The organism is Adlercreutzia aquisgranensis, from assembly GCF_943193145.1.
Taxonomy (GTDB): Bacteria; Actinomycetota; Coriobacteriia; order Coriobacteriales; family Eggerthellaceae; genus Xiamenia; species Xiamenia aquisgranensis.
Genome location: NZ_CALPDA010000005.1, coordinates 121,723 through 137,798, shown reverse-complemented (window position 1 = coordinate 137,798; position 16,076 = coordinate 121,723). Strand labels below are relative to the sequence as shown.

At 63.6% G+C, this 16,076-nt stretch carries 1 protein-coding gene (running past one end of the window); it reads left to right on the top strand.

Annotation, left to right across the window (positions count from 1 at the left end; genetic code table 11):
* The first annotated feature begins 227 nt into the window (after nucleotides 1-227).
* Nucleotides 228-16,076, top strand: the 5' end (the start) of a protein-coding gene (locus tag NFR41_RS04205; RefSeq protein ID WP_251230833.1) for a hypothetical protein. The gene runs 56,613 nt beyond the window's last position; 15,849 of the gene's 72,462 nt are visible here — the first part of the coding sequence; its start codon is at nucleotides 228-230; its stop codon lies beyond the right edge, outside the window.

Sequence of the window (16,076 nt, the reverse complement as noted above, 5' to 3'; positions counted from 1 at the left end):
ATAGGTTGATATCAGGTATCGGTATGGTTACAATGGTTTGGCTTACGTAAGGAGGGGTTTTAGTGCTGCTTTCGGTGCTCTGTCCGAATAGCCGCACTGGAAAAGTCAGGCAAAAGTCGTTGAAGCTCTGCCGCCGGAGCGGGCTGGCAGAGGCGGGGACGGCGAGAGACGTGAGGTTGAGAAACATGGACCTTGGTTGGCTCAGGAAACGGAAGAAGCAGAAAGAGGTGCAGCTTTCTGCGGGTGAGGCAGCAGCTGCCGCATCCGAAGAAGCTGCAAACCGCGTATCGGTTGAAGTCGCGGAGCTCGAGGATCTGCGAATCGAGGTACCCGAAACCGAAGCCTGCGCCAACATATCCTGCACTGCTGAAGCCGAGCCTAACCGCTCGGCATTCGTGGTTTCTACGGCCTCCGCTCCGGCCGTCAATGACGATGCTGAAAATGATGCCGAAAACGCTGACCTGACCAGCGATTTTGGTTGCGATGATGAGGTTGCCCCTATTTTTTATACGCGCGAGCGCGCGGCTGCGCCCGATGGGGCCGCTTCGGACGAGCCGTCCGACGAAGCCGAAGCTGTTGCTACGAGCGCCGCGGTAGGCGCCGACGACGAGGCCAACAGCGTCGCAGCCCTTTCGGACGACGCTGTCTCGGCTGCCGCCAGCACGAAGGAGCCGCTTTGCGACGAGGCTCCCAAGGCTCCCGAGGCGGCCGTTGAGGCCAGCCGCCCCGCAGTGATCGACGACGACGCGCTGAAGAACCTGGTGGGCCAGCAGCAGGCCGTGGCTTACACCGGCAAGACCCTGGCCGACCGCACCTCGCTGCTGCAGAAGTTCGTCTGCGTGACCCTGGCCTTCTCGCTGTGCCTGATGACCTGGAACGAGGTCTCCATCGCCGAGGCCCGCGAGATGATTCTGGGCCCGAACGCCAACGTGCCTGCTCCGTCCGCCTCGCAGGATGACGAGCAAGGTGACAACCAGAACGACGCCGACGCCAACGCCGACACCGACGACACCACCCCCGAAAATGGCGAAAACCCTGATGAAACCGACGACTCGGCTGTGACCGACGACCCTGACGGCGCCGATCCGGGCGACGAGGCGGACACGGAGGACCCGGAGGCCGACGACCCGGCTGAGGACGAGCCCACCGACCCCCGCGCCGACGCCCTGGCCGCCTACCTGCCGGAGAACCTGGTGGAGGCCGACGAGGTGCTCCCCAAGATCTCCGACGAGCTGGCCAAGGACGCCCCCGAGGCCGAGGCCAAGCTGAAGAACCTGGCCAACACCTCTGAGGACGACCTGGCCGAGGCCCTGGCCGACGCCCTGCAGCTGAACCTGCGCACCTCCGGCGCCCTGCTGGCCAGCGATGGCAGCTTCCACGTGGCTGCCACCGACGCCAACGGCAAGCTGGTGGCCCAGGACGCCGACGACCGCTACGATGCTGCCGAGCGCGCCGTAGCCAACGACACCGACTACCGCCTGCCCATCACCAGCGTGAACGTGAACGCTGACTTCGGCAACCTGTCGGCGCAGCTGCTGGACGGCGGCTACCTGGGCGGCATGGAGTCCACCGACGTGGTGGCCCTTACCTTCACCGCTCCCTTCCTGTACGTCGACGCCGAAGGCAACCTGGTGGAGACGCTGTCCGAGGAAGAGTGGAAGCTTGAGACCGCCGACGTGGACGAGTCGATCCAGGGCATGCGCGCCACGCTGTCCGCAAGCGACATCCCCGCAGGTTGGACCGTGTGGACCGAGCACGACGGCAAGTACCAGAAGCGCACCAAGGGCGATCTGCAGGCGGGTCTTTCCGGCACCATCGTGTTCCGCTATGAAGGCGCCCAGGACGAGCACGGCGTAACTGTGAAGGAAACCCGCGGTCGCCTTGCCGCCGATGCCGAGCTGCCGCAGCTGCAGGCGGGCCTGCAGGGCAACATCCCGGCGTACCATCCGCTGGCTATCACCGCAGGTTACACGGTGTGCAGCCTCACCCCCGGTCGCGACAAGGACGACAAGGTGGCCGACGCCGTGGCCTACCAGCTGGAAGAGGAAGACGTCGCCCGCGTGTGGCTGGAGAACGCCATCGACGACATCCAGGCGGAAGCTTCCGTGACTCCCGTGGGTACCCCCATCATGAACCGCACGGGCCTGGCTGCTCAGGCCGGATTCGCCGCCTTCCTGGTTACCGTGACGCCCACCCAGGGCTCTTTCGTGGAAGAGGGCTACGGTCTGCGCTTCGCCGACCTGCCCAACTTCAAGGACGAGGGCGGCCTGACCGCTCAGGACATCCGCGTGATGGACGTCACCTCCCTTACCCTGGAGCAGCGCGCCCAGCTGGCCGAATCCGATCCGGCCGATCTGAGCGCCCTGGAAGCCTTCGGTACCCCGGTGGTGGCGAGCGAAACCGCTCCCGGCATCGGCGAGGCCGCCATCGACCTTACCAAGGACGCTGACGGCAACGACGTGGCCGAATCTGCCCGTACCCTGAACGCGAGCGACGACAGCGAAGACGCCACCAATACCGAAGGCGCCCGCAACCAGCGCGTCTTCTACGTGGCCGTCCCCTATAGCGGGAACAGCCTGGCCAGCGACGACGACGCGGTGAAGTTCGCCGAAACGGTGTTGTCCATGCAGGTGACGGTGAACGGCAAGGCGAAGCTGTTCAGCTCCGTGGACGCCCAGACCGCAAGCGACCGCGCCGTGTCCCAGGCCGCCGAAGCATCCGAGACCGCCGACAACTACCGCGCCCAGACCGTGGCCGGCATCGCCGCCGCCCGCCGCGCGCCCACCAACAGCGCCAACTACGACGAGGAGACCTTCCAGATCCCGCTGGCGCTGCCCGACCAGACCGTGGCGTTCCAGGAGGCGACCGAGAACGAGCCCTCCGACAGCAACCCCAGCGACGAGCCGGAGCAGGGCGGAGATACCACCGAGCCGGAAACGCCCGAGCCCGGCACCAACGATCCGAGCAACGCCGACACCCCGGACGCCACCCAGCCCGAGGATACCGTCCCCGCGCCCACGCTGCCCGAGGGCAACGGCGACATCGTGCAGAACATCCTGGGCTCCAAGCCCGCCGACGGCATCGACCCCAGCAAGCAGGGGGCCGGCGTGCTGGGCCAGCAGGGAGTGGACGCCAGCCAGGATTTGGTGGACGAGCTGGGCATTAGCTCTGCGGAAAGTCTCGTCGACGGCACCGTGGACTTCGGCGGCGTCGACCCGCTGCAGGCATCGTTGGCCTACGGCAACGTGCTGTTCGCTCGCTCGACGGGCATCAGCACTTATGCCATGGCTCCGAACGGCACGGCAGGCGCCACCCTGACCGAGCGCCACTTCAACCCGTCCCTGCAGTTCACGTCGGGCTACACCTCGGACTTGGGTAACAATACCTTCCTCATCAACGACGCCATGACTCCTCAGTTCACGCTGCAGATCGGTACCAGGGGCACGTTGGGCTTCTTCGGCGGCTACAGCCTGTACGGTGATTCGTGGTACGGCAGCTACGACGACTCCGGCAACTTCGTCCCTGGCGCGGGCGGGTTCCCCGACGCCGCCTCGGCCATCGCCTACGCGGAGGGTACGGACCACTACACCACCACGGCCACCGATGAGTACGACAAGATCATCGAGTACAACGCCCAGAAGGACTTCGATGGCTACAAGGCCATGAGCACGTCGCTGATCCTAAACGTTCCCTTCATGTACACCACCGAGCAGGGCGGCCTGGAGTCCACCTACGACTACGATACCTGGGTTTCCAACAGCGGCGGCTATGCGGAAGACGGCTCCGCGCTCAATCCGAGCAAGTGCCCCGCTTACGGCATCAACTTCGGCACCACGGCCAAGCAGCTGACCGGCAACTGGTCGGTGTATTACCAGTCCTACAAGGACAACAAGCTGATTTCGCTGGATGCGCTCATCGAGAACGGCTACAACGACGCGGAGATGCAGAAGATCGCCGCCGAGGCCGGCCAGCCCACCTTGAACTTCAAGAACGGCATTACCGGCACCATCCACTTCGTGTGGCACGGCCGCCTGGATTCCAGCACCGCTACCGGCTACCTGGAGCGCATGGACATCCAGGGCCTTACCGCCCACTACCCGAACTTCACGCTGTCGGTGCTGGGCAACATCCCCGAGAACTCCGGCGGTACGCTGCAGGTGGGCGGTACTGCCCACATCATGAGCCAGGGCGGCAAGTACTACTACCCGGCCGGCGGCCGCGGCAACGTGCTGGATGCCAAGGTGGGCGTGGGCTACAACGGCTCGGTCCGCGAGATCAAGGTGCTTAAGACCAACCTGCGTTGGGAATCCACCTACACCAAGATTTCCAACAACGTTATGTACGACCGCTACAACTACATGGTCTACCGTGTGGACACCAAGAACATTTCCACGGGTACGTCGGAAATCGACTTCCTGGAGTACTTCATGAACGTGTTCAACACGGCAGAGAACAACAGCCAGGGCATCATCCCCAAAGACCTGGAGGCCTGGTACCACGACCCCAACAACATCGCCGACCCCATCCACAACGGCAAGTACTACGACGACGGCGGCAGTGCTCCCGCAGGCCCCGACGGCACCACCTCGGTGAAGTACCAGGGCGTTCCCAACCAGGGCGGCGTGCTCATCTACAACACCACCGACTGGCAGGACAAGGACTACGCCGAGCTGGACATGTGCACGTTCAGCAACCTGGACTCCATCATGCACCGCTCCTACATGCGCCCCAAGGAGTTCGTGGCCAACACCATAGTAAACGACGCGGGCGAGACCGTGCCGACCGGCGACTACCATCTGGAAATTGACACCACGCAGGACGCAAAATGGCCCATCGTGGAGTCCGAGAAGGACGCTGACGGCAACCCCATCATCGAGACGGTGTCCATCCCCTATCAGACTAACGGCCAGTCCGGTATGGTCAACTTCATGATGGAGGACGAGAACTTCACCAACGCTACCGACGGTCACTACGGCTACCTGGGCGCAAACTCGAAGAGCGGCCGCCTGTTCCCCGAGAACCGCCTCATCCCCGAAACCGATCCCATTACCGGCGAGATCACGCCGCTGGGCAAGGTGGCCCGCGACCACTTCAGCTACATCATCGCCATTCCGTACACCACCAACATCACCATGACCAGCGGTTCGGAGGGCGAGGGCTACTACGTCACGCTGGACCCGCTGACCACCATCAGCTTCGGTAAGCTGGGCAAGGGCAAGGACTACACCTGGTCCGATAACACCAGCCCCTTCGCCAGCCGCTTCGGCATCCCCAAGGCCGAGGCCGAGGCCGAGAAGCAGGCCCTGGAAACCTACCAGACCACCGCCACCGGCCAGACCGTGCCTCGCACCGACGGAGGTCTGCTGGTGGGCTCCACGAACTTCTCTTACGTGGGTTACCCGGTCACCTACGTCATCCAGAACATCAAAACTCGTGGCAACATGCCTCTGTACGGTCAGAACGCCGATTCCAACACGGCCGGCCCCGAGATTCAAGATACATTGCCGAACTACTTCTACTTGTACAACATAGAGCTTGAGGTGAAGAGCGAGAGCAGCGATGCCGAAACCGCTCTGAGAGAGTGGTTCGACGTGCGCCAGGAAGACTTCACGGACGACCTGAAGGATGGCAACCAGAAGACCGGCAACATCATGCAGCTCCAGGTGACTCAGCCCGGTCAGCAGGAAGGCGACGGCGAGGACGGCGAGGAGCCCGAGGATACCTACTACTGGGTGAACGCGGGAGTTCCCTCCTACGTGGGCATGACCGGTCCGGTGAGCGAGGTGGTCCGCGTCCAGAAGAAGGACGAGAACGGCTCTCTCGTGTACGAGGAAGACGGCCTTACTCCCGTCATGGAAGACGCCGTGGACAAGGACGGCAACAAGATCTACCACGACGTGTACACCCATACCTACCGCATGGGCGGCACCACCAAGGACGGCGTCGACGAGAACGGCATCATCGGTACGCCGTCCATCGCTTACCAGCTGGAACAGCGCGGCATCAGCCCCGTGCCGGGCATCGTGCAGAACAGCGGCGACGAAGAGAACGACGCCTCCTACCGCTTCAACGGCAACATTCGCATCGTCATGAAGAGCCCCTTGGACGAGGGCGCCGAGCTGCCGGTGACGGTGCGCGTGAACGGCTCCATGACGCTGCCCCTGGCCGATTACCGCAACACGGCCACTCTCGTGTCTGGTACCCGTACGTGGAACAGCGTGACCGAGCACTACATGACTAACTCCGAGTACTCCGAAGCCTCCATCGCCGGCTTCAACCGTGCTATCAAGCCTACCCCCACCGTTACTGCCACGGCCATCGCCATGGCTACGTCGTTGTACGGCGATCGCTTCGCCATCAGCTCAACCGATGCGCGTCGTCAGCCCATCATGGAGCGCTCCGGCGCGGGCTGGCGCTTCCAGCTGAACAACACCAACTACTCGAAGATGGAGCCCGCCTCCTTCTCGCTGTCCAACATGTACGGCGCCGCCGAGAGCGAGGGCTTCGAGGTGGACAAGGTGGGCATCTCCCAGGACCTGCTGGACAACTCCAAGATTTCCAGCATAGAAATCGTCTACAGCCTGAACACCTCCACCGATCCGCTGAAGCCGGCCTTCGAGCGCCGTACCGCCGTCTATAGCGGCGACGCCCTGAAAGAGCTGCTGGCCAAGCGTGCCGAAACGGTCACCCATACCAACGACGATGGCACCGTGACCAGCTATCCCAACGGCGTGACCCTGGTGCCCCAGGACTGGCTGAAGGGTTACTTTATCAATATGACCATCAACTTCGACGAGTTTGTGGGACGCCAGGAGATTTCCTCTTCCGACCGCATGTACGTGGAAGTGCAGGGTACGCCCCACGAAGTGGACACCATGGAGCTGACCGGCACCTTCACCACGAACTACGAGAAGTACGGCGCCGAGCACCGCTCCCGCAACGCCACGGCCAAGGCCACGGCTAGCTTCACTTCCCGCAAGGCCCCCTACGCCCTGCAGGTGACCACCACCGGCATGCGCGAGAGCGAGTACTACGGCGATCCCACCGCCCTCACCGGCAACTGGGAATACGAGCGCGAAGATGATGGCACCATCAAGACCGATCCCTCCGGCCGTCCGCTGATCGAGAAGAACGACGACGGCACTGACAAGCTGTTCGAGGGCTACATCGGCGACCCGGGCACCGGCTGGCGCACCGTGGTGTCCAACCCCACGGAATACCAGGTAGGCAAGGCCGTGATCATGGTGGGCCAGCAGCTGCTGTCCAAGGCGGAGCAGGACAGCGAGTCCAGCGCCGACAAGGAGAACATCGCCATCCCCACCAAGGACAAGCTGGTTCCCTTCCAGAAGGACGGCCGCACCGACTTCGACGCCAGCCATATCATCATGAGCCCGGCTCTGTGGCAGTACACCATGGAGCCGGTCATGGTGGAGCAGGTGGACGAGAACGGCAACCTGGTGCTGAACCCCGACGGTTCGGTGAAAATGGTTCAGGCCACCGACGACGCCGGCAACCCGCTTGAGGAGAAGGTGGTCAAGGGCGGCAAGGTGGACAACCTGGTGCTCAAGTACTACGACGTGCAGCTGGACGCGAACGGCAACCCGGTGAAGGATCCGGCCAACAGCACGCAGCTGAAGAGCGACTACACCGTGAAGACCCTCACGGTGCCCGGTTACCTGTTCCGCGCGGCCCTGGTAAGCTACAGCGGTGAGACCATCTACTGGGATAAGGACGAGGACTACCGGGTTGAGGAGTACGAGGACGCGCTCTACGAGTGGCGTATGAATAAGCAGCAGGACCCCAGCTACAGCGTCCCCGAGCCGAAGCTGGAAGACTTCCCGAAGCCCTACGTGGCCGACCCCGGCAGCGTTGCCTCCCAGGTGGCTGCAGCCGGCATCAAGGTGGCTGTGGGCGACGACGGCGAGCCTTATCTGGTGGTAGACTTGGCTGCTTGCTCCCAGTGGTCCTCCAACGCCGGTAGCACCACCAAGTATCTGGTGGGCTTCAACCAGGAGTTCCTGAACTTCGGCGCGGGGTTGACCCAGGAAGACGACGCATTCATCGACCTGTACGGCACCTGCGTGAACCAAGACGAGATGCACGTAGGTGCGGTGTTCTCCACCAACTTCGCCAAGCGCAAGTGGAACGACTACGTTGATTCCGAAGGCGTGGTGGATGCGGTTCCGTACCCGGCCAACGGCTCGCCCGACGTGCAGGCCCTGGCCGACCTGAATGCTACCCAGAAGGTGCCCACGGTGCCCTACGACCCCAACCTGGGCTTCGAGAAGCAGAATGTCTTCGGCATCCGCACAGCCTCCTCCATGGGTTACGACCAGACCATCATCAACAGTTCCAACAAGGTTCCGTCGCAGAACGCCTACTACGACTACAACTCGGCTTACCGTGTATTCATGAACAACAACACGAAGTACGCCATGAGCCTGGGCGGTACCATGACCGTCGGCCCGGTGAACATGGAGTTCATTCAGGACGAGCGCACCGACCTCATGGGGTCCGACTCGTGGCTGACCGGTTCTGCTTTGAGTTCGCAGCCGTGGCATATCGTGGGTTTCCAGACTGAGCAGGTGAACTTTACCCGCCAGACCTACATCAGCCCCACCTACAGTAAGACCGGGGCCAATGCCGGCGACAATTCCACCAGTTATACGGTGAAGCAGGACGCCAACGGTAAGGACTATCGTGTGTCCAGCCATGCCGGCACCGTGGGCCGCGCCTACATCGAGTACTTCCCCATCGATATTGCCAACCAGTCCGACTTGCCCGGCCTGGACAAGTCGGCATTCCCGCCGCTGGTTACCAACGGTGATGCGCAGAAGCGCGTCCTGGACATCACCGACCTGTTCGAGTGGCTCTACGGGTTCGAGATCGATGCCAACGGCAAGATCGACACCAGCAAGCCGGTGACCACGAAGCCGGCCTGGGCTGCGGCCGCCGTGCTGGACAAGGAAGGCAACAAGGTTCGCGAAGTGGTGGAAGTGGACGCCGACGGCAACGTGTCCATCGACTGGTCCGCCTGGCGCATCACCAACGACGACGGCACCACCACCGACGGCTACGTGTCCCAGGTGGTGTTCGACTACTCCCACTACAGCAACTGGCTGTCCCAGGAGACGGGCGCCTACATCGAGCTGTGGGGCCGAACCACCAACCACGACGTGAACCAGCTGGACGCGAAGTTCAAGACCAAGCAGGCCATCGAGGACTGGACCCGCAGCTGGACCAGCTCGGTGAAGCTGAACTCGCTGTTCGCCCCCATCCGCCCGCAGACCAACATCGGCGCCTACGGCTACGAGGAAGGGGCCACCGCCCCCAACTCCTCCGCCATCACGCGCTCCACCATCCGCCACGTGAACTACGACACCCTGGACGTGAAGTCGGCCACCTACGAAGAGGAGATGGCAAGCCCCTCGGAGTACTGGGGGCAGTATCCCTCCACGCCTCAGGAGCTTCGCGAGATGATGGACAACTACTCCATCGTCAACGACGAGATCGGGCTGAACGTGCAAGGCCAGGGCGAGGCGCCTGTGGCCTACCGCCTGGAGGAGAACTCCGGTTACCGCGCCTGGGTGACCAACAAGTCCAACTATCCCATGAGCTCCGGCGCCCTGTTCACCCTGGGCGACCTGAAGCCGCGCTGGGACAAGCAGACCCTCAGCAACGGGTCCATGCCCGGCCGCGCCCTGAAGCAGAACCTGGGCTTCCACATGAACGACATCACCCTGTCCGCCGGCTTCCTGCAGAACGCCGACATCGCCTCGGTGAAGGTGAAATACCTGCCCTACAACCCGGCGCTGGGCGATGCGGGCCACCAGACCGTGAACGTGGTCAGCGGCGCCTTGCAGGTGAGCGGCTTCACCTCGGTGCTCAAGTGGCAGGACCTGGTGGATTCCGGCAAGCTGGGCAGCGACGGCATGGGCGACGGCTCCGACGTCATTCTGAAGCCGAGCGACATCATCGACGGCCTGGCCGACAACAACGTGGACATCTACTATATAGAGTTCCGTCTGAACAACGTGCCGGCGAACCTGACCGAAGAGGACGACGCCTACGTTGACCTGTTCGGCTACTCCATCGACTCGTGCCGCGTGACCAACGCCACCGACCCCTACTACGGCGAGTCTTCGGACCTGTGGCCCGAGAAGGACGAGTACGACCTGGCTCACTACGGCACCGACCACTCCTGGGGCTGCACCGGCGCTGGCCGTTGGACCGACATCCACTACCGTGGCTTCAAGGCCTACGTGTCCAACTACTACGACGTGATCGAGCTGACCAGCCGCCTGCAGGCCATTCTGCCGAAGCAGAGCTGGTCCGACAGCCGTCTGATCAAAAACGGCGGCGGCCAGATCACCAAGACCGTCATCGACCACGGCGTGGCCAAGCGCGTGGTGATCAACCAGAGCCTGGATCCGGTGTCCGGCGAGATGACCGTGTCCGAGGACAAGGCGAACCTGTACGCCATCGCCGGCAAGCCGGTGGTGCGCCTGAACGCCACGGCCTACTTCGATCCCGACAAGTCCGACGTCGAATCTGCCGGGGCCGTCAACCCCGCCGGCCTGGACGGCGCTGGGGCCAAGGCCTTCTGGGGCGAGGACGGCGCGGCCTACCGTTTCCAGCTGGGCAACTCCGGCCGCCTCATGTTCGAGAGCGAGCTGCGCATCGGCACGAAATCCCGTACCGCCGAAAAGACGCTCACGCTGGCCGATGGCACCATCGTGGCCGATTACGATACCAAGGACTACACCTACGAGGACGGCAGCTACAATCCCAGCCATACGTTGCCTGGCGGCAGCGTGGCCTACTCGGCGGTGCCCATGGTTCCCACCGACGAAGAGGTTGAGATCTACGAGAACGCCGTGCGCGGCTTCCAGACCAAGCGACTGATGCTGTCCCCCGACTTGGTGGCCGGTGCCGACATCAAGGAAATCGAGATCACCTACTTCCCCCGCCCGGCAGCCGGATCCAGCCTGCCTTTGGCTCAAATCCCCGTACCGGAGCGCATCACCCTGAGCGCCTCCGACGTGCAGGCCTACCGCCAGCTCAACGGCGCGGTGGTCATTCCCTGGACCGCGTGGGGCCAGGGCTACTTCACCAACGCCGTGGTGCGCTTCAACCGTATAGGCGTGAACCTGGGCGTGGATTCCGACGGCTCCGTCGACGGCAGCGCCTTCGTGGATGTGTGGGGCGAGGCCACCGACGTGCGCGACATGCCGCTGAACGCCTGGTTCGGCTGCACCTATCCCGAAGAGGGCTACCACTACTCCAAGAACGAGCCTACCTGGCCCTACGGCACCAATCGCGCGAACTACGCCTACGGCACCTGGTGCAACTCCTGGCCCAACGGCACGGCGGACTACAACGGCCGTACCTGGACCAGCGGCTACACCCGCGTGGGCGACTTCGTGAAGTACGTGTCCTCCGTGGACGGCTACACGCCGCCGGTGTATGACAAGAAGCTTCCCGAAAGCAGCTACGACAAGCGCTACATGCCTCAGATGGAGCGCCAGGTTGCCAACTACCAGGATATGTGGGTGGGCGGCAACGTGGCCTCGGCCGGTACCGTGACCAGCTACATCTACGGACGCCCCTACAACGTGAACGAGGGCGTGTCCGTGGAAACGTTCATGCGCTCCGAGAACCCCGGCGGCAACACCAGCTGGGCGCTAAACGCCACCACCGGCGTGAAGGAAACCGGCAAGCCTCTGACCGCCAGCGGCGTGGGCGGCACCACGGGCAGCTACTACGAAGAGGACGGCTCGGGCTACCGCTTCACGCTGACCAACGACAACCCCAACGCCGTCAACCAGTACGACATGCGCAAGGCCTACTTCGCCACGGAGCCCATTCCCTTCGTGGAGAACATGGTGCGCAAGAAGGTGGCCGAGGTCGTCAAGAAAGAGGTGGAGGTTACCGACGAGAACGGCAACATCGTCTACGAGGAAGACGGCGTCACCCCCAAGACCGAGATCAAAGAGGTCGAAACCGGCGCCATGATCGAGACCGACGAGCTGGTGAAGTCCGGCGAGTACGTGAACTTCACCACCACCGACGTGGTTCTGTCCAAGGCGCTGCTGGAGCAGTCGCTGGTCTTTGCGCCCACCGACCTGGCCCACGCCAACGCCATTCGCACCAACATCAAGGACTTCACCATCTACTTCAGGCCCTACGACGCCAATGCCGACCCGGCGAAGTTCAACGACGCCAGCCTGGACAAGTCCGTCACCCTCACCAGCGACGAGATCTTGGAGCTGTACAAGGGCGGCGACTCGCGCACCATGAACTTCAACGACCCGAACATCAAGGGCATCGACGAGGATGGCAACGCCACCATCAAGGTGAGCGCCGAGGGCAACATCGTCATCAACCGCGCGGCCTGGGGCGGTCACTTCTTCCGCAACGTGCAGATGCACCTGAACCACTTCAAGGGCGGCATGACCAAGGACGCCGACGCCACGAAGAACGCTTTCGTGGAGTTCTACGGCTACGGCTCGAACCGCTGGGTGGACAAGACCGTCTACGGCACCTTCCGCACCGACTGGGTGACCGATTGGTGGAACACCAACAACACCGCCGACGACATCAAGAACGCTACCAACGGCAGCGGTTCCGCCATCGGGGCCGTGCGCCTGAACTTCGACTACTTCAACAACGCCCCGTCGGGCATCAGCGCCACCAGCAAGAACTACGTGGGCACCTCGGCCCGCGCCAACGTAGGCATCAAGAACTTCGACAACTACGACGGCAACGGCAACGTGGCGAACCTCTACGACATCGGCGGCACGAACTCCAACGCGTTCCCCACCACGGCGTTCACCTACCGCTACCAGGGGTCCAACGGCACGTGGTACAGCACTACCCACTACAACGCCGAGGCCACCACCTACAACGTGTACGCCGACAACCGCGGCTGGAGCTGGCGCACCAACTGGAACAACAGCTACTACCTGTCCACCACCGGCATGAAGCAGTGGCTGAGCTACCCGCTGAACGCCGACGCGCCCATGGGCGAGGCCTTCGTGCAGAACTCCAAGGCCACCAAGGTGCACTACAACGACAAGACCGCCCAGAAGGCCGGCGCCAATGCCTCCTACACCGCCGTGGCCGGCGCCCGCCTGAACGTGGTGCTGCCGCCGTCGCGCCCGGTCATCGAGATGTACTCCTACAAGGACGCCGCCGCGGCCAACAGCGCCATCAACCTGACCAACGTGAACAGCAACGGCACCGTGTACGACACGCCGGGTCTGTCCTACGGCAGCAACGGCACCATCGCCGGCAACCTGACCGTGACCGAGAACACGCGCCCCGAGCGCACCACCGTGGTGAACACGCGCAACGCCAGCTTCAACACCGAGCCCCGCGCCTACTTCGGCAGCGAGTCGGTGGGCTATCGCGCCTTCGTCACCAACAACTCCATCTATTCCATGACCCACGGCGCACGCATTGCCATCGGCAACGTGGAGAAGACGCTGTCGCCGGGCAACAACCCCTCCGACATGCGCCCCATCTCCAGCGTTGACGCCCCGGGCCTGCTGCAGAACCTGGGCTTCCATGCCTCCAGCCTGACGCTGTCCGGCGCCATGTTCGCTGTGGGCCAGAAGCCGGTCACCAACGACGCCGGCGCCATCACCGGCTACGACAACATGGTGGAGAACATCACCATCTACTGGTACGACGCCGGTGCCATCGCCAAGGCCACGGTGGGAAGCGTGCTGGGCGCGCCTCCGCTGAGCACCACCACCGACAAGTTTGGTAACGTGCTGGCCGGCGACGGCAGCCTGGTCACCTCCGATAAGACCCTGCACAAGAAGACCCTGACCGCCGCCGAGGTGGCCGACCTGTTCCAGGCCAATGGCACCGACGCCAGCGGCCGTCCCCGCTACAAGGACGCCGTGCTCACCGACGATCTGTGGAACGGCGGCGATCTGTGCGGCATCCTCATCAACTACGGCTACTTCCAGAACCTGCACAGCGACCGCGCCGCCTACGTGGACCTGTTCGGCTACACCACCGACTCGCCCGACGTGACCAAGCGCACCGAGTACCGCGACACCTGGTGCTACAACGAGGGCTGGGAAGGCAACGACGGCCCGTCCGTGGTGCAGTCGTGGGATTGGAAGTACGTGAAGGTGCAGCTGGCCTCCGACTTCCGTGCCGACTACGACGTGCCTTCGTGGAACATGCTGTACAAGGGATCCGCCAACGGCGACGACAGCGGCAACGGCGGCCTGAACGTGGAAGAGGCGGCCATCGGGCACGCCACCTACCAGGCCAACCGCTACGGCGAGCTCACTCGCACCACCGACTACGGCAACCTGTACGCCCACATGCCGGCGTCCAGCCAGAAGGTGCGCGCCAACAGCTACTTCATCGACGCTGGCGCCGCCAACGCCGCGCCGTTGTATTCCGTGAGCTCCGGCGACCTGACCAACAGCGCGAATCTGCGCACTCTGGCCGCGGGCGATCTGAACTACAGCACCACGGCCTGGATGGACTACTACGGTTCCGGCTGGCGCTTCACCTACACCAACTACGCCAACCCCACCACCATCCTGTCCAACAACAACTACAACATCGCCGGTCCCACCTACGGCTACACCGGCAACAACAAGAGCGTGTGGAACCGCGACGCCAACGTGTACGACCGCGACTACGAGCTGTACGACAGCTACATCCGCGTGGGCGTGATGCCCAGCGTCAAGGTGCCGGACAACGAGGCCGACGACTACCAGAACACCGTGCGCGACTACGACGCCAAGTACCTGCGCCTGTCCGCCGGCCTGCTGAAGGCGGCCACCTGGACGAATCGTCCCTCTTGGGCAGCTAGCCGCGTGAACGGCGAAGGCACCGGCAACGCGGTGAAGACCATCACCCTGACGGCGAATATCCCGGCGGGCAGCCGACCCGACATTCCCGAAGCCGACGATGAGTCGGGCGAGGGCGGAAGCGGTGATGACGCCGACGCCGACCCAGCCGGTCCCACCGTTACCGTCACCGTGGAGGGAACCGGCAGCACCGCTGAAAAGGTGACCCGCGTCGAGAGCGCCGATGGCATCGTCATCACGCGCGAGAAGGCCGTGCCCACGGCTGGCGTGGACCCCTATATCAGCACCACCTTCGTCTACACTCTGGATCAGGTTGTGGCCGCCGGCGCCACCTACGACGCCGCGGGCAACCTGGTGTTGCCCAACACCCTGTGGAACAAGGGCTACTTCATGGACGCCCGGGTGGACCTGGCTCACTTCAACGCCGGCGTGCACGAGATAGACGCCGCCACCATTGACGTGCTGGGCGCCGTGGACGTGTCCGAGACCAACATCGACCTGTCCTCCACGTTCACCACCTGCTACGACACCACCGGCTACCTGGACAACGCCGTGAACAACGGCACCTGGGACCACACCTCCGACACCTACGGCCTGTGGGACGCCGAGCACAAGAATGGCGTGTGGGGCACCAACGGCGTCAACCCCACCGTGGACGATGTGGCCTGGAACGCCGCCCGCGACCTGAACGGCAACATCCCGCTGGACCGCACCAACGGCATCGTCACCCGCAGCAACGGCATGGACATCACCGACGCCGCCCGCCTGGTGGCCCGCATCGATCCCATCCGCCCGCAGGTGGAGGCCCAAACCTTCCTGTACGCCGACGAAGCCGGCCAGTACAGCTCCGACATGCAGTTCTCCAGCGACGTACGCGATGCCGCCGGCAACAAGACTGGCGACAACTGGAAGGCCGAGACCGCTCCGGGCAACCATGGCACCAGCCCGGACTACATCTTGGAAACCCTCATGGGCTCTATGAACTCCGGCTGGCGCTTCACGTTGTTCAACAACTCCGACTACGCCATGGACTCCAGCCGCGTGGTCATCGGCGGCGACCGCAGCGCCCTGAACAACAACGGCACGCTGAAGAGCGGTTGGCAGGCCTACACCTCCACCGACGAGTACCAGTACGCTTCGGGCGGATCTACCGCCACCATGTTCGACGGCGACAAGGGCACTATCGGCACCTGGACCGACCAGAACCGCGTGCACAACTACGACGGCGGCCCG